The organism is Pedococcus sp., from assembly GCF_036554925.1.
Taxonomy (GTDB): domain Bacteria; phylum Actinomycetota; class Actinomycetes; order Actinomycetales; family Dermatophilaceae; genus Pedococcus_A.
In genome coordinates this window covers 23,404-47,798 of record NZ_DATBMI010000109.1, presented here as the reverse complement: position 1 = coordinate 47,798, position 24,395 = coordinate 23,404, and the positions used below count along the sequence as shown (strand labels likewise).

The window sequence follows — 24,395 nt, the reverse complement described above, 5'->3', positions numbered from 1 at the left end:
CACTCCCAGGAGGACGCGATGAAGCGGTGGGGCAAGCGCGGGTTCGTGCTCGCGCTCGGACTGGTGCTGGCCAGCACGGGATGTGCTGGCGCCGGTGGCGGCGGCGGCGCCGGTGGCGGCGACGCGAACAGCATCTCCGTGCTCATGGTCAACAACCCGCAGATGGAAGACCTGCAGAAACTCACGGCCGACAACTTCACGAAGCAGACCGGCATCACGGTCAACTACACGGTGCTCCCCGAGAACGACGTCCGCGACAAGATCAGCCAGGAGTTCACCAGCCAGGCGGGGCAGTACGACGTGGCGTCGCTGAGCAACTTCGAGATCCCGATCTACGCCAAGGCAGGGTGGATCGCGCCGATGGACGACTTCATCGCCAAGGACCCGGAGTTCGACCAGGACGACATCCTGGCGCCGATGACGACCTCCCTCTCCAGCGAGGGGAAGGTCTACGGCCAGCCGTTCTACGGCGAGTCCTCGTTCCTCATGTACCGCAAGGACATCCTCGCGGCCAAGGGCGTCACCATGCCGGACCGGCCCACGTGGCAGCAGGTCGCCGAGATCGCCGCCGCGGTCGACGAGGCCGAGCCCGGCATGGCCGGCATCTGCCTGCGTGGCCAGCCCGGGTGGGGGCAGGTCTTCGCCCCCCTGACCACGGTGGTCAACACCTTCGGCGGCACATGGTTCGAGAAGGACTGGACGCCCAAGGTCAACGCGCCGGAGTTCACGGAGGCCGTGAGGTTCTACGTCGACCTGGTCCGTGAGCACGGCGAGCGCGGCGCGCCGCAGGCGGGCTTCACCGAGTGCCTGAACAACCTCACCCAGGGCAACGCGGCCATGTGGTACGACGCCACCTCGGCGGCGGGCTCGCTCGAGGCGGACGACTCGCCGGTGAAGGGCAAGCTCGGCTACGTCGCCGCGCCGGTGGTGAAGACCGACAGCTCCGGCTGGCTGTACGCCTGGTCGTGGAGCATCCAGCAGGCCAGCACGAAGCAGGAGAACGCCTGGAAGTTCATCTCCTGGGCCAGCGGCAAGGAGTACGAGCAGCTCGTGGGCGGGAAGCTCGGCTGGTCGAAGGTCCCCGCGGGCAAGCGCTCCTCCACCTACGAGAACCCCGACTACCTCGAGGTCGCCAAGGCCTTCGCCGTGCCGACCAAGAACGCGATCGAGGCCGCCGACCCCGAGAACCCGGGTGTGCAGCCCCGCCCGGCCATCGGAATCCAGTTCGTCGACATCCCGGAGTTCCCCAACCTCGGCACCCAGGTGAGCCAGGACATCAGCGCCGCGATCGCGGGGCAGACCAGCGTCGAGGAAGCCCTCGACAAGGGCCAGCAGCTCGCCCAGGACGTGGCCGAGCGCTACCAGGCAAGGGAGCAGTGATGGCCTCCGCAACCACGACCGCGCCCACGGGGAACGGCGCGGCGATGCGCAAGGCTGGCGAGTGGGCCCGGCGCGCGCCGCTCCTTCCCGCGCTCATCTTCGTGATCGCGATGACGCAGCTGCCCTTCCTGGCGACCATCGTCATCTCGTTCATGAACTGGAACGCCTACTACCCCGACGAGCGCGGCTTCACCGGCTTCGACAACTACGTCGCGGTCTTCACCGACACCAACGCCCGCAGTGCCGTCATGGTGACCATCGTCCTCACGGTCTCGGTCGTGCTCATCAGCCTGGCGCTCGGGCTGGGGATCGCCCTCCTGCTCGACCGCAAGTTCCGCGGGCGCAGTGCCGTGCGGACCATGATGATCACCCCGTTCCTCATCGTCCCCGTGGCGGCGGCGCTGCTGTGGAAGCACGCCCTCTACAACCCGGAGTACGGCCTGCTCAACGGCATGCTCACCTGGGTCTTCGGAGAGGACGCACCGCAGCCCGACTGGATCAGCAACAACCCGCTCCTGGCGATCATCGTCGCCATCGTCTGGCAGTGGACCCCCTTCATGATGCTGATCCTGCTCGCCGGGCTGCAGAGCCGTCCGCTCGACGTCGTCGAGGCAGCCCGTATCGACGGGGCGAGCACGTGGCAGATCTTCACCAACATGACGCTCCCGCACCTGCGGCAGTACATCGAGCTCGCGGGCCTGCTGGGCGCCATCTACGTGGTGCAGAACTTCGACCACGTCTTCACCATCACCTCGGGCGGGCTCGGCACCGCCAACCTGCCGTACTTCATCTACCAGACCTTCTACACGGCACAGGACTACGGCCGCGCCTCCGCCGCCGGGGTCGTGGTGGTCGTCGGGACCATCGCCATCGCCACGGCTGCGCTGCGCACCGCGTTCAGCCTGTTCAGGGAGGAGACCCGATGAGCACCACGACCAAGCCCACGTCTGTGCCGCAGGGGCCGAGCCGGGCCCCGGGCAGCGGGCAGGTCGGGCCGACCGCAGGCCGGACCTTCACCCATCGCAAGCCACCCCGCTCGGGCATGCTGCTCACCCTCCTGGCCTGGGTCGTGGGGCTGCTCTTCGCCCTCCCCGTGCTGTGGATGGCACTGACGTCCTTCCACAGCGAGACGGATGCGGCGACCAACCCCCCGAGCGTGTTCGCCCCGCTCAGCCTCGAGGGCTACCGCACGTTCTTCGACGCCAACCCCTGGCCGCCGCTGCTCAACTCGCTGACCGCCAGTGTCCTGTCGACGGTGCTGGTGCTGGTGCTCGCGTTCCCCGCCGCCTATGCCCTCTCGATCAGGCCGGTGAGGAAGTGGACGGACGTGCTCTTCTTCTTCCTCTCGACGAAGATGCTCCCGGTCGTGGCGGGCATCCTGCCGCTCTACCTGTTCGCCCAGAGGGCCCACCTGCTCGACAACATCTGGTGGCTCATCGTCCTGTACACCTCGATGAACCTGCCGATCGCCGTGTGGATGCTGCGCTCGTTCCTGGCCGAGGTGCCGGTGGAGATGCTCGAGGCCGCCCAGGTCGACGGCGCAAGCCTCCCCCGGACGCTGCGCGACGTCATCGCCCCCGTCGTCATGCCGGGCATCGCGTCGGCGGCGCTGATCTGCTTCATCTTCAGCTGGAACGAGCTGCTGCTGGCCCGGGTCCTGACCAGCACGGTCGCCGCCACCGCACCGGTCTTCCTCACCGGCTTCGTCACCAGCCAGGGGCTCTTCCTGGCGAAGGTGTGCGCGGCCTCCCTGGTCGTCTCGCTGCCGGTCCTGGCCGCGGGCTTCGCCGCCCAGGACAAGCTGGTGCAGGGCCTGTCGATGGGGGCGGTCCGGTGACCGCCACCCCTGCCCCCCCCCCCCCGCCCCCCCCCCCGTCGGCGCCGTTGCCCTCGTCGGGGTCCGCGCGCAGGACCATCCCGCTGTCCCAGGCCACCCTCGCCGACCTCGACCCGAGGGTGGCCCGGCCGGCCTACGACCGCTCTGCCGTCACCGCCGGCATCGTCCACTTCGGCGTCGGGGGCTTCCACCGGGCGCACGAGGCGATGTACCTCGACCGCCTCATGAACGACGGCCGTGCCCTCGACTGGGGGATCTGCGGGGTCGGGGCGCTCCCCCACGACCGCCGGATCATCGAGACGCTGAGCGGCCAGGACGGTCTCTACACCCTCGTCGTCAAGCACCCGGACGGCCGCCTCGAGCCGCGGGTCATCGGCTCGGTCGTCGAGACGATGTTCGCGCCGGACGACCCTCAGGCGGTCGTGGTGCGCCTGGCCGACCCCGCCACGCGCATCGTGTCGCTGACCATCACCGAGGGCGGATACCTCGTCAACCAGGTCACCGGCGAGTTCGCTGCCGACGACCCGTCCATCCAGGCCGACCTGGCCGACGACGCCACACCCTCCACGGTGTTCGGCTACCTCACCGCGGCCCTGGCCCTGCGGCGGGAGCGTGGCGAGGCGCCCTTCACGGTGATGTCGTGCGACAACCTGCCCGACAACGGCGACGTCGCACGGCGCATGCTGTGCGCCTTCGCCCGGCTGAAGGACCCCGCCCTCGCCGACTGGATGGAGGCCGAGGTCGCCTTCCCCAACTGCATGGTCGACCGGATCACCCCGGTCACCGCAGAGCCCGACGTCGAGCGCCTGGCCGACGAGTTCGGCGTCCGTGACGGCTGGCCCGTGGTCTGCGAGCCGTTCACGCAGTGGGTGCTCGAGGACCACTTCGGGCAGGGCCGGCCGCCGTTCGAGGAGGCTGGCGTGCAGATGGTCGACGACGTCGTGCCCTACGAGCTCATGAAGCTGCGGCTGCTCAACGCCAGCCACCAGGCGCTGTGCTACCTCGGCCACCTCGCCGGCTACCGCTACGCGCACGAGGTGTGCCGGGACCCGCTCTTCGCGGAGTTCCTGCTCGCGTACATGGAGCGCGAGGGCTCGCCCACCCTCCCTGAGGTGCCGGGCGTCGACCTCGACCGCTACCGCCACCAGCTCATCGAGCGCTTCGCCAACCCCGAGGTGCGCGACACGCTGGCCCGCCTCTGCGCCGAGAGCTCGGACCGGATCCCCAAGTGGCTCGTCCCGGTGATCCGCGCCAACCTCGAGGCCGGTGGCGAGATCGAGCGCTCGGCGCTCGTCGTCGCATCGTGGGCCCGCTACGCCGAGGGCATCGACGAGCGGGGCCAGCCCATCGAGGTCGTCGACCGGCTCAAGGACCGCGTCATTTCAGCGGCCGCGCGACAGGACGAGGACCCGCTCGCGTTCATCCGTGACCGCGACCTGTTCGGCGGCCTGGCCGACGACGAACGCTTCGTGGCGGCCTACACCCCGGCGCTGCACGCGTTGCACACCCGGGGCGCACGGGCCACGCTGGAGGCCCTGACAAAGGAGGGCTGATGCGGGCCGCTGTGCCGAACCGACCCGGCGGGGGCTGCCGTGTGGCAGACACCGGTGACTCCGGCAGCGACTGCATCGTCCGGGAGGACTGACATGGCCAGGAAGCTCGTGGCCGGCGTGGACTCCTCCACCCAGTCCACCAAGGTCGTGGTGTGCGACGCGGAGACCGGCGAGGTCGTGCGCACCGGCAGGTCCCCGCACCCCGACGGCACCGAGACGCCTCCCTCGCGCTGGTGGGACGCCTACCGGTCAGCGACCGCGAACGGGCTGCTGGACGGCGTGGCCGCCATCGCCGTCGGAGGCCAGCAGCACGGCCTGTGCGCGCTCGACGAGAGCGGCGAGGTCGTCCGGGATGCCCTGCTGTGGAACGACACCCGCTCGGCCGGTGCAGCCGCCGACCTCGTCGACGAGCTCGGCGGGCCCCGCGCCTGGGTGGAGGCCGTGGGGCTGGTGCCTGTGGCCAGCTTCACCGTCACGAAGCTGCGGTGGCTCGCGGAGCACGAGCCGGAGAGCGCCACACGCGTCCATGACGTCGTCCTCCCCCACGACTGGATCACCGGCCAGATCCTCAAGCAGGGCAACGGCTTCCGCGAGTGGACCACCGACCGGGGCGACGCGTCGGGCACCGGCTACTGGTCAGCCGTCACCGAGTCGTACCGACCCGACCTGCTGGAGAAGGCCTTCGGCAGGGTGGTCGGCACCCCCCGGGTCGCCGGGCCCTCCGAGGTGGTCGGCGAGACGGACACGGGTCTGCTCGTCGCGGCCGGCACGGGCGACAACATGGCCGCGGCACTGGGCCTCGGCGTCACGGCGGGCGACGTCGTGGTCTCCCTCGGCACCAGCGGCGCGGTCTTCGCCGAGCACGACCGGCCCGTGCTCGACGACGGCGGCGACGTGGCGAGCTTCGCCAGCGCCTCCGGCGCCCACCTGCCCCTGATGTGCACCCTCAACGCCGCCCGCGTCCTCGCCGCCGCGGCCCGCATCCTCGACACCGACCACACCGGTCTCGACGCGCTGGCCCTCGCGGCCGAGCCGGGAGCAGGCGGCCTGACGCTGCTGCCCTACCTCGACGGGGAGCGCACGCCCAACCTGCCGGACGCCACCGGCACCCTGGGTGGGCTGACCCGGTCCAACGCGACACCGGAGAACCTCGCCCGCGCCGCGGTCGAGGGGATGCTGTGCAACCTCGTCTCCGGCGTCGGCTCGCTCACCCGGCTCGGCATCCAGGCCCGACGGGTGCTGCTCATCGGTGGCGCGTCGGCCTCGTCAGCGGTCCGGGCCGTCGCACCGATGCTCTTCGGCGTGCCGGTCGCCGTCCCGAGCCCGGGCGAGTACGTCGCGGTGGGCGCTGCCCGCCAGGCTGCCTGGGCGCTGCTCGGTGGTGAGGCACCGCCCGCCTGGCCGGTGCGCACCGACACCGAGGTCGAGCCGCCCACCGGGCCGGAGGGCTCGCAGGTCACCAACCGGTATGCCGCGCTGCTGCGGACCGTCCACGGCCGCTGACCCCGCCGGCCACCGCAGTGCCGGCCCGGCAGCGCGGTGCCGGTCCGGCAGCGCAGTGCCGGACCGGCATACGGCGGTCAGGCCCGGCCGTGCGCCGCGCGGCTGCGGCGGCTCAGGCTGTCGACGGTGACCGCCAGGAGGAGCACGGCGCCGGTGACCATGTAGCGGATCGAGGAGTCGAGGTTGAGCAGGCTCAGGCCGCTGGAGATCGACTGGATGACGATGATCCCGAGGAGCGCGGAGTAGGCCGAGCCGCGACCGCCGAAGAGGCTGGTGCCGCCGATGACGGCCGCCGCGATCGCGTTGAGGTTGGTGTCGCCGCCGCCGCTGCTCTGGTTGGCCGCGGCGAGGCGCCCGGCCGCGAGGATGCCGCCCAGCGCGGCGAACGTCGAGCACAGCGCGAAGACCGACAGGTAGATGCCCTTGACGTTGATGCCCGCACGGCGGGCGGCCTCGACGTTCCCGCCGACCGCCATGACCGAGCGGCCCCAGCGGGTGCGGCGGATCGCGAAGTCCATGACGACGACGAGGCCGACGAAGAGCAGGAACATCACCGACACACCGCGGTCGCGGTTGAGCACGTAGGTCGGGACGAGCAGGACAACCGCGAGCAGCGCGGCGCGTACGGCGATCATGGCGTTCGGCGTCGTCGAGAGCCCGGCCGCCTTGCGCTGCATGTTGGTGCGCAGCCGGGCGCCGGCGAAGGCGGCGACGACCAGGACGACGAGGACGTACGACACCGCGATGGGCAGGAAGGTCTGCTGCGCGAACTTCACGATGCCCGACTCGAACGGGATGTTGATCGTCCCCTCCTTGCCGAGGACGTACAGCTGGAGGCCGAGGATGCCGAGCAGCCCGGCGAGGGTGATGACGAAGCTCGGCACGCCGAACCGTGTGAACAGTGCTCCGTAGGACAGCCCGATCACGACGCCGGCCACGAGCCCGGCCACGATGGCGAGCAGGTCCGGCCAGCCCTGGTTGACCATCCCCACCGCCAGGATGGCGGCGGAGAGACCGCTGACCGAGCCGACCGACAGGTCGATCTCGCCCAGCAGGAGGACCAGCACGATCCCGATGGCGATCGTCCCCACCGCCGCGCTCTGCAGGGTCAGGTTGACCAGGTTCCGGCTGGAGAGGAACGAGTCGTTGAGGAGCTGGAAGACGCCCCAGATGATGATGAGCCCGATCACCACCGGGAGGGAGCCGAGGTCGCCGCTCTTGAGCCGGGAGGTGAACGCCTTGACCCAGCCACTGACGCCCTGGGAGGCGATGAGCCGCTCGTCCTGGAGGTCGGCCGGCAGGGCGGCCGTGGTGTCGGGCTGCAGGTCGGGGGTGGGAGTGGCGGCGCTCATCACTGGTCTTCCTTCTGGACGCGGCGGGCAGCCCGCTCGGAGACGGCGTTGGTGGTCGCGCCCGTGATGGCCGCGATGATCTCCTGCGTGCTCGTCTGGCTCACGTGGAACGTGCCGTTGTTGCGGCCGAGCCGGAGCACGCTCACGCGGTCGGCGACCGCCATGACGTCGGACATGTTGTGGCTGATGAGGATCACGCCGTGCCCGTTCTCGCGGAGCCGCTCGACGAGGTTGAGCACCTCGGCGGTCTGGGCGACGCCGAGCGCGGCGGTCGGCTCGTCGAGCATCACGACCTTGGGGTCACCGAGCAGCGAGCGGGCGATCGCGACGGTCTGCCGCTGGCCACCGGACAGGCTGGCGACCGGGATGCGCACCGAAGGGATCTTGGCGCTCAGCTGCCGCAGCAGGCGCCAGGACTCCTGCTCCATGGTGACCTCGTCGAGGGCACGGCCGCGGTAGAGCTCACGGCCGAGGTAGAGGTTGGCCACGACGTCGAGGTTGTCGCAGAGGGCGAGGTCCTGGAAGACCGTGGCGATCCCGAGGTGCTGGGCCTCGGCCGGGCTGGTCACCCGGGTGGGCTTGCCGTCGAAGGTCATGGTCCCCTCGTCCGGCGTGTACACACCGGCGATGGCCTTGACGAGGGTGGACTTGCCGGCGCCGTTGTCACCGACGAGCGCCACCACCTCTCCGGCGTTGACGTCGAAGTCGATGTCCTTGAGGGCCTGCACGGCGCCGAAGCGCTTGGAGACCCCCTGCAGCGACAGCACGGCTGTGGTCGGAGGGGCTTCGGTGGCGGTCATCTGAGTCCTTCGGTCTGCGGTCCGGTGTGCCGGTGCCCCGCGGGCGGGTGGGTCCACCCGCCCGCGGGGGCGTCGGTTGTCAGCTACTCAGCTGGTCAGCTCAAGCCTGCAGCCGCGCAGGCCGCGGCGAAAGTGCCCGTGCAGATCTCTTCGATCTTGAAGACCGCGTCCTTGACGATGGTGTCCTTGACGTTGGCCTTCACGACGGCGATCGGGTCGAGGATCGTGGAGGGCACGCCGTCGACGTCCTTGGTCGACTCGGGCTTCTGCTTGTTCGCGAGCGCCAGGGCGGCCTTCGCGGCGGCCTCCGCCTCGGGCTTGATCGGCTTGTAGATCGTCATGGCCTGGTCGCCTGCGATGATCCGCTGGATGGCGGCGAGCTCGGCGTCCTGGCCGGTGACCGGCGGCAGCGGGGTCACGCCGCCACCCTTGAGGGCGGTGATGGCGCCTCCGGCGGTGCCGTCGTTGGCGGCGTAGACGCCGACGAGGCCGGACTTCACCGCGGTGATCTGGCTCTCCATCCACTGCTGCGCCTTGTCGGGGCTCCAGTCAGGGGTGTCGTACTCCGCGACGATCTTGTAGCCGCTGCCGTCGAGGACGCTGTGTGCGCCCTTCTTGAAGTCCGCGGCGTTCGGGTCGGTGGGTGCACCGTTGACCATGACCAGGTTGCCCGAGGTCTTGCCGCTCTTCTTGAGGATGTCGACCAGGGTCTCGCCCTGCAGCTTGCCGACCGTCTCGTTGTCGAACGAGACGTAGTAGTCGGCCCCCGCGATGAAGCGGTCGTAGGCCACGACCGGCACGCCCTGGCTCTTGGCGTTGGCGACCACCGACGCGGCCGCCTTGCCGTCGACCGGGTCGAGCACGAGCACGTTCGCGCCCTGGGTCAGGGCGGCCTCGGCCTGCTGCTGCTGCTTCGCGGCGTCCTGGTCGGCGTTGCTGTAGATGATCTCGCAGTCGGCACAGGCCGCCTTGATCGCGGCGGTGAAGAGCGGCCGGTCCTTGCTCTCGTAGCGGGTCGTCTTCGACTCGGGCAGGAGGAGGGCGATCTTCTTGGCACCACCGCCACCACCGCCGGTGTCGCCACCGCCACCGCTCGTCTGGTCGCCACCCCCACAGGCGGCCAGGGAGGAGATGCCGAGGCCGGCCGCGAGGGCGACGCCGGCCAGACGGGTCAGTCGAGTGTTCATGCTGAGGCTCCCTCAGTGTCTGCGCCGGCAACCCCTTTGGTGCGGCCTTCGCTGAGTCTTGCGCCGCCGATCCCTTGACGTCAAGACTTGAATTCAAGGGATTTACCCAACCGAGACCAAGAGCCCCTCGGCCTCGGCGTGCCGGGTCTCGGCGACGGCCAGGGCACCGATGACATCGGCATCCGCGTCGAGCTCCCCCTCACGCAGGGTGACCGTCGCGGCCGCGCTCGGGATCGCGCAGCGCTCGAGCGAGGCCTGCAGTGGGTCGGTGATGATCCGCCCGACCCTCGACAGCTGTCCTCCGATGATGATGACCTCGGGGTTGATGAGGTTGACCAGGCCCGCGATCGCGACGCCGAGGTGGCGGCCGGCGTCGTGGAGCACTCGCCGGCAGCCCGGGTCGCCTTCGAGGGCCCGGTTGATGACGTCGCGCAGCCCCATGGCACCGTGCGAGCCTGCCAGTGCCTCCCGCAGCGCCTGGCTCCCGACATAGGTCTCGAGACAGCCGCGGTTCCCACACCGGCACACCGGGCCGTTCTCGTCGATGGTGAGGTGGCCGATCTCCCCCGCCGTGCCGGCGGCCCCCCGGAAGAGCTCACCGTTCACGATGATCCCGGCACCGACGCCGTGCGAGAGCTTGATGTAGCACCCGTGCTGGACACCTTGCAGCGCACCGCATTTCAGCTCACCCAGGGCGGCGAGGTTGGCGGTGTTGTCGAGCACCACCGGGGCCCGGAGGCGCCCCTCCATCTCGTCGGCCACCGCGACGCCCCGCCAGCCGGGCAGGATCCCCTCGGAGCCCACCTCCCCCGAGACGCTGTCGACCGGCGCGGGCAGGCCGACGCCCACGGCCTTGATGTCGGGCATCGTCTTGCCGGCCTTCTCGACGAGGTCGAGCACGAGGCGGGCCGCGCGGTCCATCCCCTCGTCGGCGCGGTGGTCGGCAGGCAGCGGCATGCGCTGGCGGCCCACGATGTCGCGGGGGCTGGTGCCGATCGCCACCCGGATGTCGCGGTCGCCGAACGCGACACCCGCGAGCAGGGTGTTCCCCGTGGAGAGCGAGACCAGCACGGCGCGCCGGCCGTTGCGGATGCTCGGCGACAGCTCGACCGCACCCGCCGCGTCGAGCTCCTTGACCATGTTGCTCACCGTGGCCGGGCTGAGGCCGGTCTGCCCCGCGATCTCCACCTGGGTCATGGCGCCCTGGGTGCGCAGCGCGTCGAGAACGCGCAGGCGGTTGGACTCCCGCAGGGACGCCTGCGAGCCCGGCGCCGGCTGCACTGAGTTCACGGCCTAAAGATAAAGGGTGACCGCACGCTGTGGCGACCCTGGAGCTGGCGGGTTTCCGTCTCCCTTCCGCCCGTTTTGTCCGCCTTTGGCCGTCGCCCCCGGGACGGGGGTCGCAGGACCAGCACCGCCCCCCGGCAGCCGCCGGGCCCGGGCAGCACCAGGCCCCGGCGAGCAGGGGGTCAGCCGGGGCCTGGCGGGTCTGGGTACGGCGGGGGGTATGCCCCGACACCGCCCATCATGAGGGATGCAGGGCCATCCCGTCACCACATCGGAAGAGAGGGTTGCCGAAACCCGGGATGTCCTCGCCGTGCCGGCGGACGTCCTCCATCGACCGGGGCAGGTCGAACGGCAGCCGGCCGCGCGGCGGGATGCGGCCGGTCAGCGCGTCGACCAGGGCGTCGTCGCACGTCCCGTAGCTGCCCACCACCGCGGCCGCGAGCGGGACCAGCGGTGTGAGGACCGCCGGCCGGTCGAGCACGACGTCGATGACGAGCGGGCAGTGCTGGGCGACCCGGGCCAGGCGCGCGACCAGTCCCGGTGGGAAGTCGAGCGAGCCCTGGTGGAACCACGACTCCAGGAAGAGGTCGGAGCGGGGCTCGAACGGCGCCATCAGCCGCACCAGCGCGGCATCGGCGTCCTCCGGGCGCTCGACCCGCGTACCCAGCCGGGCCACCGCCTCGTCCGAGACGTTCTCGGCGTAGACCCTCAGCCCCGCCCGCAACGGCAGCACCGGGTCGTGCCGCTCTCCGCCGTTGGTGAGGACGGTCACCGACGCCGCCTGCGCGGCATACCCCTCGTCACGGAAGTCCTGGCGGCCCACGGTCTGCGCGGCGAGGTCCTCGTCCACGTAGGGGTTGTCGAACAGCCCGAGCCGGAACTTCACGGCGAGGATGCGCCGGGCGGACTCGTCGACGCGCTCCTCGCTGACCCGCCCCTGCGCGACCAGGTCGAGCAGGATCTCGACGCACTCCTCGCCGCCGAACTGGTCGGCGCCGGCGTGCAGGATCAGCTCCATCCGGCCGTGCGGGTCGAGGTGCTCGACGCCCCACGCTCGGGCCGGGAGCACCTGGTCGCCGACGTGGTTGTCGTTGACGAGCTCCCAGTCGGTGACGACCACGCCGTCGTAGCCGAGCTTCTCCCGCAGCAGGCCGGTCACCACCTGGCGGTTGTAGCCGAAGCCGACCTCCTCGATCTTCTCGCCGTCGATCTCGAGGCCGACGGGCATCCCGTAGTACGGCATGATCCCGGCGGTGCCCGCCTCGATGACCGGCGGGAACGGCTTGAGGTGGTCGCCGAACCGCTCGCCCGGGTAGACCTGCTCGCGGCCGTAGGGGAAGTGCGCGTCCTCGCCGTCCTTCTGCGGGCCACCCCCGGGGAAGTGCTTGCTGGTGCAGGCCACGCTGCCCGGGCCGAGCTCGTCCTGCTGGAAGCCCTTGAGGTAGGCCACCCCCAGCTCCGTCACGACGTCGGGATCCTGGCCGAAGGTGCCTGCCTGGCGCGCCCAGCGCGGCTCCGTGGCCAGGTCGAGAGTCGGGTGCAGGGCCGCCCGGATGCCGACCGCGGTGTACTCCTGCCGAGCGATGTCGGCGAAGCGCCGCACCGCGTCGGCATCGCGCAGGGCCGCGAGCCCGAGCGGCTCGGGCCACTGCGAGAACGCCCTGGCGGTGAAGGAGACGCCGGCGTTCTCCATGAAGGCGTGCCGTGGGTCGGTCGACACGGTGACGGGTATGCCGTGCGGGGCCTGCTCGGCGAGGGCCTGGAGGGCGTTGTGCCAGCGCGCAGCCATGCGCGGGTCGTCGAGGGCGTGGACGTTGAAGTGCGTCAGGTGCTTGTCGAGCACGACGACCGACGTCGCTGACTTGCTGATCCTGCCCGGGTGCTCGAGGACGGTGCCGTCCTCCCCCGCCTCGATGACGGTCTGGAACATCAGGCCGACCTTCTCAGGCAGCGACAGCCGCGCGAGCAGGTCGTCGACCCGCTCCTCCACGGTCAGGCGGGGGTCCTCGAACGGGTCCATCCGTCCGTTCTTGTTGAGGTCGCGGAACTCCACGCCCTCGGGGCTGGTGAGCTTGACCGGTTCCATCAGGCGACCCCGGCCCCGAACTCCTCCATCCCGATGACCGGCCGAAGGCGGCGCTCGACGTCACGGGTGGCGAAGGCACGACGGATCACGTTGTCGCCCAGCACGTTTCCGAGCGCGCCCATGATCATGGCCTGGTCCAGCGAGAGGTAGCGGCGGGCGACCGTGCCTGAGCGCACGGCGACGGCGTCGAAGAAGCCACCGTCCCCATAGGCGCCGAGCTCCTTCTCGATCCTCACCAGGTTGGTGTAGGCCTGCTGCGGCTCGTACATCATCGCGAGGAAGGCCGCGTGGGGGGTGACGACACCGTCGCCAAAGGTCGGAGCAGCATTCTTCGCCTCGCGGCACTCCCCGAACCCGGCGTCGTAGCCGGTCTTCTCCCTGTCCGAGAAGTAGCCGTCCGGGTTGAGGCCGAGCGCGTCGACGCCGTACTCGCGGTAGCTGGCGAAGGGGTCGCTCGCGGGCGAGAAGCCCCAGTAGCCGTAGTCCGCCTCGGCGAGGCCGTGCTCTCGCTGGGCACGGACGTGCAGCGGGTGGTTGACGCCCCAGGACCGCGGGGCCCAGCTGGCCTCGGGGACGAAGACGTCGGGCATGAGCTCCTCGAACATGCTGCCGCCCCAGCCCGGGACGATGTGCATGCCGCGGTAGGTGTAGGCCCCCTCGAAGACCTCGATGCCGAGGTAGGTCCGGCTCTCGCCCACGGGCTGCATCTCGTGCCACGACCAGTCACAGCTCGCCGGGAAGGTGCGCCACATCGCGAAGTACTGCTTCGCCGGCACCTGGCCGGTGATGATGCCGAGGTAGGTGGTGATGCGCGTCTCCGACACGGTGGTGTCGTAGTGGTGGTTGGTGAGCCACACGTCGGGCGCGTCGATGTGGGTGCCGCGGTAGACGCCTCCGGGACGGTCGTGCTCCCACGGGAAGAAGCCGCCGTGGATGAGGCCTCCCGGCCTCACGCCGGGGTGGCCCGGCTGGTCACCGGGGTTGTAGAAGGCGTCCCAGCGCATGCGCGAGAAGAGCTGGTCCGCCAGGCGCGAGGCCCCGGGCACGGCGTTCCTGACGACGTGCAGCGCCGCGCCCAGCCAGCCGTTGTCGACGCTGGACATGAACGGGGCGATCGGGTCGCCCGAGCCGGGGAACTTCCGCAGCATCGCCCCGGTGCTCTCGTCGTACCAGTTGGCGAACATCCCACTGGGCTCGTGGTGCTCCATGGTCGACAGCGTGCGCAGCGTCTGCAGCACGCGGCGCTGGCACTCGCCGGGGGTGATCAGTCCCAGCTCGCGGGCCACGACAGCCGACCACAGGTAGCCGCCGATGTTCGTGGGCGACGTGTAGCCGCTCCGCGTGCCCAGGTCGCCGGTGATGTTGTCCGCGGGCAGGCCGGTCCTCTCGTCGGTCATGCGCACGAGGGAGTGCCACGTGTCGGCGGCCCACCCACGCACGCGGGCGGCGTCCACGGCATACGGGGTCGTGGCCCGGCTCATGCCTGGGGTCATGGGAGCACTCCTCGCGACAGGCGGGGCGGACGGCGCAGCCGCGTGCGCAGGCTGCGCGGTCAGGACGGTGGCGGCGGCTCCGGCCGCGCCGCCGAGCAGGACCTGGCGGCGGGTGGGGACGGGCAGGGTGGAGGTCATTCGGTGGTGTCCAATCACTTGATGCCGGTGGTGGCGATGCCCTCGATGACGCGGCGCTGGAAGGCCAGGAAGACGGCCAGGACGGGCAGCAGCACGACGGTGGCGCCCGCGAGCAGGAGGCCGTAGTTGGTGCTGTTCTGACCCTTGGAGTAGAGCGCCAGGGCCACCGGCAGGGTGTAGGTGTCCTCGGTCTGGGCGACGACCAGGGGCCACAGGAAGTTGTTCCAGCTGCCCAGGAAGGTCAGGATGCCGAGCGTCGCCAGGGCCGGGCCGCACAACGGCAGGATGATGCGGGCGAAGATCCGCAGCTCGCCGGCGCCGTCGACGCGGCCGGCGTCGAGCAGGTCGCGCGGCAGGCCCAGGATGAACTGGCGCATGAGGAAGACGCCGAACGGGCTCACCAGGAACGGCAGGATCAGGCCCGGCAGGCTGTCGATGAGCCCCGCGTTGGCGACCAGCACGAACAGCGGCACGAACGTCACGACGCCGGGGATCATCAGGGTCGCCATGACCACGACGAAGAGGGCCCGCTTGCCGGGGAACTCCAGCATCGCCAGTGCGTAGCCGAGCATCGAGCAGAACAGCAGGTTGCCGGCGGTCACGACGACGGCGACGACGATCGAGTTGGTGAAGTAGGTCCCGAAGTCCAGGCGCGAGAACAGCTGGGTGTAGTTGTCCAGCGACGCGGTCTCCGGCCACCAGGTCGGGGGCGCCTTGCGCAGCTCGCCCTCGCTCTTGAAGCTGCCGAGGACCATCCACACGAAGGGAGCGGCGACGGCGACGAGGCAGACGCTGAGGATGGCGTAGAGCCACCAGCGGCCTTGGGATTTCGCGAGCATGTCTCTCCCTCAGTCCTTCTCGCGCAACAGGCGGAACTGGATGGCGGTCACGACGGCGATGACGACGAAGATGATGTAGCTGATCGACGCGGCGTAGCCGTAGTTGCCGAAGCCGAACTGGCGGTAGGTGTACATCGACATCGAGACGGTGCTGTTGAGCGGACCGCCGTTGGTCATGACGAACGGCTCCTCGAAGAACTGCAGGTAGCCGATGCCGGTGGTGACGGACACGAAGAGGATGGTCGGCCGGAGCAGGGGCAGCGTGATGTGGCGGAACCGCTGCCAGGCGCCGGCACCGTCGATCGCCGCTGCCTCGTGCAGGCTCCACGGCACGGCCTGCAGCCCGGCGAGGAAGATGATCATGGCGGTGCCGAAGTTGCGCCAGCTGGCCATCCAGATCATCGCCGGCATCGACCAGTTCGGGTCACCCAGCCAGTTCGGTCCGTCGACCCCCACCCAGCTGAGCGCGGTGTTGATCAGGCCGTACTCGTCCTGGAGCAGGAAGCGCCAGACCACGGCCACCGCCACGATCGAGGTGATGACCGGCAGGTAGAACCCGAGACGGAAGACCGCCCGGAAGCGGGTGATGCCGCGGTCGAGCGCCACCGCCGCCGCGAGGGCGAGGCCCAGCGTCAGCGGGACCCCGACCAGCACGAAGTAGGCGGTGTTTGCCGCGGACTTCAGGAACACCGGGTCGCTCAGCGCCTTGCTGAAGTTGTCCAGCCCGACGATGTTCACCGCGAACGGCGACCGCAGGTCGCGCGCCCGGGTGTCGGTGAAGCTCATGAAGAGCGACTGGACCACCGGCCACACCGTGAAGGTGAGGAACAGCAGGCAGAACGGGAGGGCGAGGACCCAGGCGGCCCGCCCCTCCCGCAGGACGGCCCGGCCCGGGGACCGGCGACCCTGGGGGTCGCCGGCCGGGCGGGTCGTCCCGCGGGAGGTAACGCGCTCGGTGATGCTCATGGCTTACTGGCCGGTCCCGATGGACTCGGCCTGCTGCTGCACGGCCTTGAGCGCGGCGGCGGGGTCGGCGCCCTGCTTGGTGACCTTCTCGAGCTCGGTGTCGAACTGCGCGACGACCTGCTCCCACGTCGGGAACGAGGGCGGGGCCTGGGCGGTCTTGAGCTGCTCGCCGAACACCGCGAGCTTCGTGTCGGAGCTGATGGCCGGGTCCTGCCAGGCCGACTTCACCGAGGGCAGGTCGGTGGACTGCTGGTACCACTTGACCTGGGTCTTGGGGTCGGCCAGGAACTGGACGAACTTCCACGCGGTGTCGCGCTGCTTGGAGTTCTTGAACACCACGAAGTCCGAGCCGCCGACGAACGACGAGGACGACTTCTTGGTCGGCATCGGGGCCACGGCGTACTTGTCCTTGAAGCCCTCGCCGCCGACCTTCTCGACGGCCGACATCATCCACGGCCCGGAGATGAACATCGGGACCTTGCCGCTGGCGAAGTCGGGCTCGGTCGTCGGCGTGGCGGGCGCGGCCTTGTCGGAGATGCCCTCGGTGAAGTAGCTCTGGTAGTAGTCCACCGCCTCCTTGATCTCCGGGGTGTCGAAGTTGTACGCCTTGCCGTCGTCCTTGGTGAGGTTCGCCCCGTTGGACCAGGCGAACGGCATGACGGTCTGCCAGGAGCCGGTGCCGCCGGCCTGGAGGCCGATGCCCCACTTCGCGCCGGCCTTGGTCTGCATGGCCTTGGCCATGGCCTTCAGGCCCTCCCAGTCCTTCGGCGGCTCGGTGAAGCCGGCCTTCTTGGCCAGGTCGGTGCGGTAGTAGACCAGGCGGGTCTCGACGTACCACGGGATCCCGTAGGACGTGCCGTCCACCTCGGTGGTCTTCTGCGCGCCCTCGAAGAACGCGGACTTGTCGATCGACGGCGGTGTCGGGTCGAGGGCGTCGAGGCCGGCGAACTCACCCATCCAGGTCGTGCCGACCATCGCGGCGTCCGGCGTCTTCCCGGCGGTGATGGCGGTCGTGAACTTGTCGTGGGCGGCATCCCACGGGATCGCGGTGACGTTGACCTTCGCGCCGGGGTTGGCGGCCTCGAACTCCTTGGCCAGTGCCGGTAGCTTCTCGCCCTCGGCTCCCATCGCCCACACCGTGATGGTGCCGGTGGCCTTGCCCGAGCTCACGTCCTTCGCCGTGGCGCCGGCTTCGCCGCCGGAGGCGCTGTCGCGTCCGCAGGCGGACAGCGCGAGGGCTGTGGTGGTCAGCGTGGCGACCACGATGGCCGAGGTGCGTCTCATGACTGGTCTCTCTCTTTCGGTGCGGGGCGGGGGCTGGGGTTCGTTCTGGACAGGGCGGGTGGGTGGTGTGCGGTCAGTGGTCCGTATGCCGGGTGGCCCGCGGTGCGCAGCCGCAGGACTCGCGCAGGACGACCGAGGTGGGCAGGACCTGCAGGCCCTCGTGGGGCTCGCCGCCACTCACCCGCTCGTGCAGGCGCTCCGCGGCGAGCGCGCCGAGCTCGTGGACGGGCTGGCGCACCGTCGTCAGGCCCGGCCGCACGTAGCGGGCGGTCATGACGTCGTCCCAGCCCACGATGGCGACATCGCCGGGCACGTCGAGGCCGCGGTCCTGGAGGCGGTGCATGATCGCCAGGGCCAGCTCGTCGTTGGCGCAGACCAGGGCGTCCGGCCGGTCCCCGGCGCTGAGCAGCTCGTCGGCGAAGGCCGTGCCGTCGCTCTCGCGGAAGGCGATCCGGGCCGGCTCGGCGGCCGCGCGGCCGGCCGCCTCGTGGGCGAGGACGAAGCCGTGGTAGCGGTCGCGGACGTCGGGCGAGGCGCCCGGGTCGCCCACGAAGAGCAGCCGCTGCCGGCCGTGGCCGATCAGGTGCGCCGCGATCTCCTGGGCGCTGTGGGCGTTCTCGGCGCCGATCGCCTCGACCCCGAGGTGCGCGTCACCGGCGATCAGGACGACGGGCTTGCTGCCGTGCAGCGACATCACGACGTCCTCGGGGATGGAGGCCGACCCCAGCATGGCGAGCCCGTCGACCCGGGTGGCGAGCTGGCGGACGGACCTGCCGAGGTCCTTCTTGCCCTCGGCGAGCAGCAGCACGACGCTGTGGCCGTGCTCCGCCGCGCGGGTCTCGAACCCGAGGAGGAGCTCGGCGTAGTAGGGACCGGTCAGCTCCGGGAGGACGAGCCCGTGCGCCTCGTGGTGGCGGACGGCAAGACTGCGGGCGGCGCTCAGCGGCACGTAGTTGAGCTGCTCGACGGCGGCGAGGACCTTCTCGCGGGTGCGCTCGGAAACGGCGGTGGAGCCCTGGAGGACCCTGGACACGGAGGCGATGGAGACGCCGGCGAGCTCGGCGACGGAGTAGATCGTCGCCCCCTGCCCACCTCGGTGCGAGCCAGCCATCGGGCCGCCTTCCTCGTTGAAAGCGCTTACAACAACGACACCGAGTCTGCCCACATCTCGCCCCCGATGGCAACCCCCTGTCGCGAACTTTCTCGTCAGGTGGGGGGAGCGGGGGCGCTCACGCCTGGCGAGGTGAGCGCGGCGACCTGCAGTCGCAGCGCCAGCCGCACCTGGGGTTCGTCGAGGTCGACGTCGGTGAGCTCGGCGATGCGGTTCATGCGGTAGCGCAGCGTGTTCGGGTGCACGTGCAGGGCCCGGGCCGCCCGCGACGGCTCCCCCGCGTGGTCCAGCCAGGCCGCCAGCGTGGCGAGGTAGTCCGTGCCACGCTGCTCGTCCGACGCGCTGAGGGCGTCGAGCGGGCCGAGGGTGGCGCCTCCCCGCAGGACCGCGGCCGCCCGCTCGACCGTGACCGCCGCCCACAGCTCCTCGATCGCGGCCGTCACCTGCTCCCCGCGGACGCGCTCGGCCTCCAGCGCCTCGGCGCGGGAGCGCTCGAGCTCAGCGGGGGCGTGCGCCGGGCCCCCGGCCGCCGCCGAGAGGGTGAGGTCCTCGGCGACCGCCGCGCCGACCAGCCCTCGCAGCCAGGCCCAGCTCCCGGGAGCAGCGTCCCCCGCGTCCCCGGCATCCCGCACCACGGCATACGCCCGGCCGTCGAGCTCGGCGAGCAGCGGCTGGTGCCACGCCCGCCGGCGGCACACCGACTCCCACAGGTCGAGCGGTGCCCCCTCACCAAGGCAGACGACCCGCCACGGCCCCGTCGGCAGCCACTCCTCGGCACCCGTCACACTGCCGGTGAGCGCCGCCCGCAGCCGGTCCGCGGAGACCCGCCGGGCCAGGTCGGCCCGGGCACGCAGCCGCAGCAGGTGCAGGGCCACCACGGAGGCGGTCTGGACCAGCTCGCCCACGACGCCCTCGGGCGGCCGGCCGTCCACGACCACCCAGATCGAGCCGAGCCACTCCCCCCCGGCGCGGACCGGCACGACGAACCGCGGCAGCGCCGTGCCGCCCGGGTCGGCCGGCACCAGGAAGGGCTCCGGCGAGCGCGCCAGCCGCCGGAAGACACCTCGCGAGCGAAAGCTGGCGAGCACCGGCTCGGGCACGCGGCGCCCGACGATGGTGGACACTCGAGCCGGGTCGGTGACGTCCTGCCGCGACGAGTAGGCCAGCACCCGCGAGTGCGCGTCCTCGATCGTCACCGGGGCGTCGACCAGCGCGGCCGCGGCGTCGGCCAGGCCGAAGAGGTCGTCGTGCGCGGCGCCCCCGGGTCGCGCCGCGGGGTCGGTGGCCGCGCGGTCGAGCACCCCGCGCAACAACCAGACCACGTGGGCCCACGACGCGTGCTCGGCGAGCTCGACCAGGGCCACCCCTGCCCGGCGTGCGCGGTCACGGACCACCCGGCGCCGGGCCAGCCCACGCCGCAGGACCACGCCACCGGCGCCCGCCGACCCCGCCCTCGCGACGAGGTCGGCCGCTGCCTCGGGGGTGTCGACGGCGACCCCGAGGACGAGGTCGCCCCGCTGACCCACCACCCCCTGCGCCGGCTCGGCCAGCGTGAGGTCGTCGATGCCGTGGCCGCCGCCGGTGACCGTCACTCGCAGCAGGCCGCCCCCGAGGGCGTCCGCGAGGTCGTGGACCGCGACGCCGCGCCCTGCAGGACCGGCCGGACCGGTGGCCGGCAGGCCGGGACCCCGGTGACCGCGACCGGGCTGGGTCGGACCGGGCTGGGTGGGACCGGGCCGGTGAGGGCGGGGCGCTGAGGAGGTGCTGCGCGGCATACGGGCATCGTCTCGCACGGTTGTGCTCTGGGCACAAGGATGCCGCGGAAGTTTGTGGCGCAGAGTTCAAGACGGTGGGCGTGGGACACGGGACCATCGAAGGACACCACCCCTGAGAACAAAGGCAGTCATGGCTCCCGTCGCCCCCGTCACCGCTTCCGGCCTTCCCGTCCCCCAGCGCGTCGCCATCGTCGGCGCGGGCATGGTCGGCCTGTCCACCGCCTGGTACCTCCAGGAGCGCGGCGTCGAGGTCACCGTGCTCGACCGTGACGGCGTCGCCGCAGGGTCCTCGTGGGGCAACGCCGGCTGGCTGACCCCGGGCATCGCAACCCCGCTCCCCGAGCCGGCCGTGCTCAAGTACGGCATCCGTGCCGTGCTGAGCCCGTCCTCGCCCGTCTACGTGCCGCCGAGCGCCAACCCGACGTTCCTGAAGTTCGTCACCGGCTTCACCCGTCACAGCACGATGAAGGCGTGGAAGAAGGCCATGGGCGCGCTCGTGCCGGTCAACGACCTCTCGCTGGCCGCCTTCGACACCCTCACGGCGGGTGGCGTCCAGGCGGACACCCACGAGGCCCGGTCCTTCCTCGCGGCGTACCGCACGGAGCAGGAGCGCACCACCCTCCTCGAGGAGATCGAGCACATCCACTCCGCCGGCCAGGACATCGCCTTCGACGTGCTCAGCGGCGACGAGGCCCGCACCATCGAGCCCTCGCTGTCCGACGAGATCGGCGCGGCGATCCGCCTGCACGGCCAGCGCTTCATCAACCCCGGCGCCTACGTGCACGCCCTCGCCGACTCCGTCCTCGAGCGCGGCGGCAAGATCATGAGCGGCGCCACCGTCACCGGCGTCCGCGACACCGCGCGCGGCGTCGCCGTCACGACGGGCGAGGGCAGCACCGAGGAGTTCGACGCCGTCGTCCTTGCCACCGGCGCCTGGCTGGGCCAGCTCGCCCGGCGGTTCGGCGTGAAGAACGTCGTGCAGGCAGGGCGTGGCTACAGCTTCAGCGTCGAGATCGACCACGTGCCCGCGGGCCCGGTCTACTTCCCCGCCCAGCGCGTGGCGTGCACCCCGATCGGGGACCGCCTGCGCGTCGCCGGGATGATGGAGTTCCGCAAGCCCGAGGCGGCTCTCGACCCCCGGCGCATCCAGGCCATCGCCGAGGCGGCCCGCCCGCTGCTGCGCGGCGCCGACCTCGACACCCGCCACGACGAGTGGGTCGGCTCGCGCCCGTGCACCGTCGACGGCCTGCCGCTCATCGGCCAGACGGCCAACCCGCGTGTCTTCGCGGCCGGTGGCCACGGCATGTGGGGCATCACGCTCGGCCCGGTCACGGGCCAGCTGCTCGCCGAGCAGATGGTCACCGGCAAGCGCGTGGCCGAGCTGGCGCCCTTCGACCCCATGCGCTGAGACACGAGGTCGCCGTCATCTCCCACGCGGGCCGCCTCGCGCGGGACATGACGGCTGCGTGACCGACGACGAGCGCTGGCTGCAGCACGCCATCGACTGCGTCGTGTTCCCCGCCGACCGCCACACGGCCTCCCGTGTGGGGCCCGGCGGTCTCACCCCTACCCCACGGGCGTCACCCGGGCCGGCGCACCACCACGGTCGCCACCGCTCCGACGAGCTGGCACTCCGCGCTGCGACCCGTCAGCGGCCGGTGATGACCTGCCACAACGACCGGCTGGAAGTGACGCGCTCCTCAGGGGTGCAGGTGCACTGCTGGGCGCGAGGCACGCCGCTCATCACCTGGTCGACGTGCTGGCCGCAGCCGGCCCAGGTGGTCTTGCCGCACTGGCGGCAGGTTGCGGGACGGCACATCCCGGGTCTCCTTCTCTCGTTGCGTCGTTGCGACGCGAGCTCTCTCAAGGTATACCCCCACGGGTATTGTGCCAACACCTTCACTCCGGTTGGAAATACCCATGGGGGTATGTATGGTTGACGCGGATGACACCCGCAGCACCACCGATCGGAGAGCCATGCGCGAGATCACGCTCGACCAGTTCGCCACGTCCCACGCCGACGGATCGGCCTTCGTCCTCGACGTCCGGGAGGGCATGGAGTACGTCCAGGGGCATGTCCCCGGCGCGGTGCTCATCCCCATGTCCCGGTTGTCGTCGCACCTGGCCGACATCCCCCGGGACCGAGCGGTCCACGTGATCTGCCGCAGCGGGAACCGCAGCGCCTCGATGGCCGACTTCCTCGAGCGCGCCGGCTACGACGCCTACTCCGTGGCGGGCGGCACCGACGCCTGGGCGCGCTCCGGCCGGCCCGTCGTCACCGGTCGCGACACGCACTGAGCACGTCACCAGCCGACCAGGACCGACCGACCCTTGCACCCCACCGAACTCCCGACCACGATGTCGAAGGAAGGACACCACATGCCCACGATCCTCCCGGTCGAGACGCCCTCGCTCGGCGACCGCAGCTACCTCGTCCACGACGGCGAGGTCGCCTTCGCGGTCGACCCGCAACGCGACATCGACCGCATGCTCGAGCTCGCCGCCAGCTGCGGCGTGCGCATCACGCACGTCTTCGAGACCCACATCCACAACGACTACGTCACCGGCGGCTTCGCACTCGCCGAGGAGACGGGTGCGGCCTACCACGTCAACGTCGAGGACCAGGTGGCCTTCGAGCACACCCCGGTGCGCGACGGCGACGTCATCGAGGTGGGCAAGAGCATGCGCGTGCGCGTGGTGCACACCCCCGGCCACACGTTCACCCACCTGTCCTACGTGCTCGAGGGCGAGACCCCGGCGGTGTTCTCCGGAGGCTCCCTGCTGTTCGGCTCGACGGGCCGCCCGGACCTGCTCGGCCCGGACCACACGCACACCCTGGCCCGCCACCAGCACGCCTCGGCCCGCAGGCTCGCCGACCTGCTCCCGGACCAGACCCAGGTCATGCCGACCCACGGCTTCGGCTCGTTCTGCTCCGCGACGCAGTCGGAGTCCACGTCCTCGACGATCGGCCAGGAGCGCCACAGCAACCCCGCCCTGACGAAGGACGAGCAGGCGTATGTCGACGAGATCCTCGCCGGCCTCGACGCCTTCCCCGCCTACTACGCGCACATGGGCCCGACGAACGCCCAGGGCCCCTCCGGGGCCGACCTCTCGGCGCCGAAGTCGGCCGACAAGGAGGAGCTGCGCCAGCGCCTCGAGGCCGGGGAGTGGCTGGTGGACCTGCGCAGCCGCACGGCCTTCGCGGCTGGGCACGCCCCGGGCACGCTGAACTTCGGCATCGACGGGCAGTTCGCCACCTACCTGGGCTGGCTCATCCCGTGGGGCACGCCGGTCACGCTGCTGGGGGACACCCCGGAGCAGGTCGCCGAGGCCCAACGCGAGATGACCCGCATCGGCATCGACCACCCGGCCGCCGCGGCCACGGGCACCCCGGAGGACTGGACCGACGAGCCGCTGGCACGCTTCGAGCGCGCGACGTTCGCCGACCTCGCGCAGGTGCGTCACCACCGCCCGGTGCAGATCCTCGACGTCCGCCGCGCCCAGGAGCACAAGGAGTCGCACATCGACGGTGCCGTCAACGTGCCCATCCACGAGGTGCTGCAGCGCCTCGACGAGGTGCCCGCCGGTGAGGTCTGGGTGCACTGCGCCGGCGGCTACCGGGCCTCCGTCGTGGCAAGCCTGCTCGCCGCCAACGGCCACCGGGTCGTCGCGGTCGACGACTCGTTCAGCGAGCACGCGGCCACCTCGGGCCTCCCGCTCGTCGGCGCCTGAGGCCATCCACACCGGCTCGACACCCCTCGCCGTCGGCGAGACTCCCCGCCGCCGCGCCACGCGGCACACCGA

Annotated in this window: 20 protein-coding genes; 8 read left to right on the top strand and 12 right to left on the bottom strand. The window is 71.3% G+C overall.

Features of this window, described 5'->3' with window-relative positions; all coding sequences use genetic code 11:
• The first annotated feature begins 18 nt into the window (after positions 1-18).
• From VIB11_RS09185 to VIB11_RS09165, 5 genes are all read left to right on the top strand, one after another.
• The gene (locus tag VIB11_RS09185) at positions 19-1,380 is read left to right on the top strand and encodes a sugar ABC transporter substrate-binding protein (protein WP_332030515.1); all 1,362 of its coding nucleotides are present in this window, start codon (positions 19-21) and stop codon (positions 1,378-1,380) included.
• Positions 1,380-2,306, top strand: a complete 927-nt coding sequence (locus VIB11_RS09180) for a sugar ABC transporter permease (RefSeq protein ID WP_332030509.1) — start codon at positions 1,380-1,382, stop codon at positions 2,304-2,306. Before VIB11_RS09185 ends, VIB11_RS09180 begins: the two co-directional genes overlap by 1 nt.
• Positions 2,303-3,217, top strand: a complete 915-nt coding sequence (locus tag VIB11_RS09175) for a carbohydrate ABC transporter permease (RefSeq protein ID WP_332030507.1) — start codon at positions 2,303-2,305, stop codon at positions 3,215-3,217. Before VIB11_RS09180 ends, VIB11_RS09175 begins: the two co-directional genes overlap by 4 nt.
• A gap of 47 nt (positions 3,218-3,264) precedes the next feature.
• Positions 3,265-4,770: a mannitol dehydrogenase family protein gene (locus VIB11_RS09170; protein WP_332030505.1), complete on the top strand. Its 1,506-nt coding sequence runs from the start codon at positions 3,265-3,267 to the stop codon at positions 4,768-4,770.
• 93 nt (positions 4,771-4,863) lie between these two features.
• Positions 4,864-6,273: a xylulokinase gene (locus VIB11_RS09165; RefSeq protein ID WP_332030503.1), complete on the top strand. Its 1,410-nt coding sequence runs from the start codon at positions 4,864-4,866 to the stop codon at positions 6,271-6,273.
• Positions 6,274-6,350: 77 nt separating this feature from the next.
• Here VIB11_RS09165 and VIB11_RS09160 read toward each other — a convergent pair whose 3' ends face one another.
• The 11 genes from VIB11_RS09160 to VIB11_RS09110 all read right to left on the bottom strand — a co-directional run bounded on the left by VIB11_RS09160 (position 6,351) and on the right by VIB11_RS09110 (position 20,591).
• Positions 6,351-7,625, bottom strand: a complete 1,275-nt coding sequence (locus VIB11_RS09160; RefSeq protein WP_332030501.1) for a sugar ABC transporter permease — start codon at positions 7,623-7,625, stop codon at positions 6,351-6,353.
• Positions 7,625-8,425 carry an ATP-binding cassette domain-containing protein gene (locus VIB11_RS09155; RefSeq protein WP_332030499.1) on the bottom strand — a complete coding sequence of 267 codons (801 nt, stop codon included), beginning with the start codon at positions 8,423-8,425 and terminating at the stop codon, positions 7,625-7,627. Before VIB11_RS09155 ends, VIB11_RS09160 begins: the two co-directional genes overlap by 1 nt.
• A 95-nt stretch (positions 8,426-8,520) precedes the next feature.
• Entirely contained in the window at positions 8,521-9,612 is a 1,092-nt protein-coding gene (locus VIB11_RS09150; RefSeq protein ID WP_332030497.1) for a substrate-binding domain-containing protein, read from the bottom strand.
• Positions 9,613-9,714: 102 nt separating this feature from the next.
• Positions 9,715-10,902, bottom strand: coding sequence for an ROK family transcriptional regulator (locus tag VIB11_RS09145; RefSeq protein WP_332030496.1), 1,188 nt, complete (start codon positions 10,900-10,902; stop codon positions 9,715-9,717).
• 235 nt (positions 10,903-11,137) lie between these two features.
• Entirely contained in the window at positions 11,138-12,985 is a 1,848-nt protein-coding gene (locus VIB11_RS09140; protein ID WP_332030494.1) for a glycoside hydrolase family 3 protein, read from the bottom strand.
• Positions 12,985-14,616, bottom strand: a complete 1,632-nt coding sequence (locus VIB11_RS09135; RefSeq protein ID WP_414695794.1) for a glucoamylase family protein — start codon at positions 14,614-14,616, stop codon at positions 12,985-12,987. The genes VIB11_RS09140 and VIB11_RS09135 overlap by 1 nt, the downstream gene beginning before the upstream one ends.
• Positions 14,617-14,630: 14 nt before the next feature.
• Positions 14,631-15,455, bottom strand: coding sequence for a carbohydrate ABC transporter permease (locus VIB11_RS09130; RefSeq protein ID WP_332030490.1), 825 nt, complete (start codon positions 15,453-15,455; stop codon positions 14,631-14,633).
• A gap of 9 nt (positions 15,456-15,464) precedes the next feature.
• Entirely contained in the window at positions 15,465-16,421 is a 957-nt protein-coding gene (locus VIB11_RS09125; protein ID WP_332030488.1) for a sugar ABC transporter permease, read from the bottom strand.
• A 3-nt stretch (positions 16,422-16,424) separates the two neighbouring features.
• On the bottom strand, positions 16,425-17,705 hold the full coding sequence (locus VIB11_RS09120; protein ID WP_332030486.1) for a sugar ABC transporter substrate-binding protein: 1,281 nt from the start codon (positions 17,703-17,705) through the stop codon (positions 16,425-16,427).
• Between the two features lie 73 nt (positions 17,706-17,778).
• Positions 17,779-18,816 carry a LacI family DNA-binding transcriptional regulator gene (locus tag VIB11_RS09115; protein ID WP_332030484.1) on the bottom strand — a complete coding sequence of 346 codons (1,038 nt, stop codon included), beginning with the start codon at positions 18,814-18,816 and terminating at the stop codon, positions 17,779-17,781.
• A 95-nt stretch (positions 18,817-18,911) separates the two neighbouring features.
• Entirely contained in the window at positions 18,912-20,591 is a 1,680-nt protein-coding gene (locus VIB11_RS09110; protein ID WP_332030482.1) for a PucR family transcriptional regulator, read from the bottom strand.
• A 130-nt stretch (positions 20,592-20,721) separates the two neighbouring features.
• Here VIB11_RS09110 and VIB11_RS09105 point away from each other — a divergent pair, with 130 nt between their 5' ends.
• A complete protein-coding gene (locus VIB11_RS09105) occupies positions 20,722-21,999 on the top strand; it encodes an FAD-dependent oxidoreductase (protein ID WP_332030480.1) in 1,278 nt (425 codons plus the stop codon).
• 240 nt (positions 22,000-22,239) lie between these two features.
• Here the strand turns inward: VIB11_RS09105 and VIB11_RS09100 are convergent, their stop codons facing one another.
• Positions 22,240-22,410: a hypothetical protein gene (locus VIB11_RS09100; RefSeq protein ID WP_332030478.1), complete on the bottom strand. Its 171-nt coding sequence runs from the start codon at positions 22,408-22,410 to the stop codon at positions 22,240-22,242.
• Positions 22,411-22,568: 158 nt separating this feature from the next.
• Here VIB11_RS09100 and VIB11_RS09095 point away from each other — a divergent pair, with 158 nt between their 5' ends.
• On the top strand, positions 22,569-22,889 hold the full coding sequence (locus VIB11_RS09095) for a rhodanese-like domain-containing protein (RefSeq protein WP_332030477.1): 321 nt from the start codon (positions 22,569-22,571) through the stop codon (positions 22,887-22,889).
• 81 nt (positions 22,890-22,970) lie between these two features.
• On the top strand, positions 22,971-24,323 hold the full coding sequence (locus VIB11_RS09090) for an MBL fold metallo-hydrolase (protein WP_332030475.1): 1,353 nt from the start codon (positions 22,971-22,973) through the stop codon (positions 24,321-24,323).
• Positions 24,324-24,395 lie beyond the last annotated feature (72 nt).

Excerpts from the sequence above, each read along its gene's own strand:
- VIB11_RS09095 (WP_332030477.1), top strand. The coding sequence starts at position 22,569 with ATGCGCGAGATCACGCTCGACCAGTTCGCCACGTCCCACGCCGACGGA.
- VIB11_RS09125 (WP_332030488.1), bottom strand. The coding sequence starts at position 16,421 with ATGAGCATCACCGAGCGCGTTACCTCCCGCGGGACGACCCGCCCGGCC.
- VIB11_RS09160 (WP_332030501.1), bottom strand. The coding sequence starts at position 7,625 with ATGAGCGCCGCCACTCCCACCCCCGACCTGCAGCCCGACACCACGGCC.
- VIB11_RS09135 (WP_414695794.1), bottom strand. The coding sequence starts at position 14,616 with ATGACCTCCACCCTGCCCGTCCCCACCCGCCGCCAGGTCCTGCTCGGC.
- VIB11_RS09185 (WP_332030515.1), top strand. The coding sequence starts at position 19 with ATGAAGCGGTGGGGCAAGCGCGGGTTCGTGCTCGCGCTCGGACTGGTG.
- VIB11_RS09140 (WP_332030494.1), bottom strand. The coding sequence starts at position 12,985 with ATGGAACCGGTCAAGCTCACCAGCCCCGAGGGCGTGGAGTTCCGCGAC.
- VIB11_RS09155 (WP_332030499.1), bottom strand. The coding sequence starts at position 8,425 with ATGACCGCCACCGAAGCCCCTCCGACCACAGCCGTGCTGTCGCTGCAG.
- VIB11_RS09175 (WP_332030507.1), top strand. The coding sequence starts at position 2,303 with ATGAGCACCACGACCAAGCCCACGTCTGTGCCGCAGGGGCCGAGCCGG.
- VIB11_RS09130 (WP_332030490.1), bottom strand. The coding sequence starts at position 15,455 with ATGCTCGCGAAATCCCAAGGCCGCTGGTGGCTCTACGCCATCCTCAGC.
- VIB11_RS09165 (WP_332030503.1), top strand. The coding sequence starts at position 4,864 with ATGGCCAGGAAGCTCGTGGCCGGCGTGGACTCCTCCACCCAGTCCACC.
- VIB11_RS09115 (WP_332030484.1), bottom strand. The coding sequence starts at position 18,816 with ATGGCTGGCTCGCACCGAGGTGGGCAGGGGGCGACGATCTACTCCGTC.
- VIB11_RS09120 (WP_332030486.1), bottom strand. The coding sequence starts at position 17,705 with ATGAGACGCACCTCGGCCATCGTGGTCGCCACGCTGACCACCACAGCC.
- VIB11_RS09100 (WP_332030478.1), bottom strand. The coding sequence starts at position 22,410 with ATGTGCCGTCCCGCAACCTGCCGCCAGTGCGGCAAGACCACCTGGGCC.
- VIB11_RS09110 (WP_332030482.1), bottom strand. The coding sequence starts at position 20,591 with ATGCCGCGCAGCACCTCCTCAGCGCCCCGCCCTCACCGGCCCGGTCCC.
- VIB11_RS09150 (WP_332030497.1), bottom strand. The coding sequence starts at position 9,612 with ATGAACACTCGACTGACCCGTCTGGCCGGCGTCGCCCTCGCGGCCGGC.
- VIB11_RS09105 (WP_332030480.1), top strand. The coding sequence starts at position 20,722 with ATGGCTCCCGTCGCCCCCGTCACCGCTTCCGGCCTTCCCGTCCCCCAG.
- VIB11_RS09090 (WP_332030475.1), top strand. The coding sequence starts at position 22,971 with ATGCCCACGATCCTCCCGGTCGAGACGCCCTCGCTCGGCGACCGCAGC.
- VIB11_RS09180 (WP_332030509.1), top strand. The coding sequence starts at position 1,380 with ATGGCCTCCGCAACCACGACCGCGCCCACGGGGAACGGCGCGGCGATG.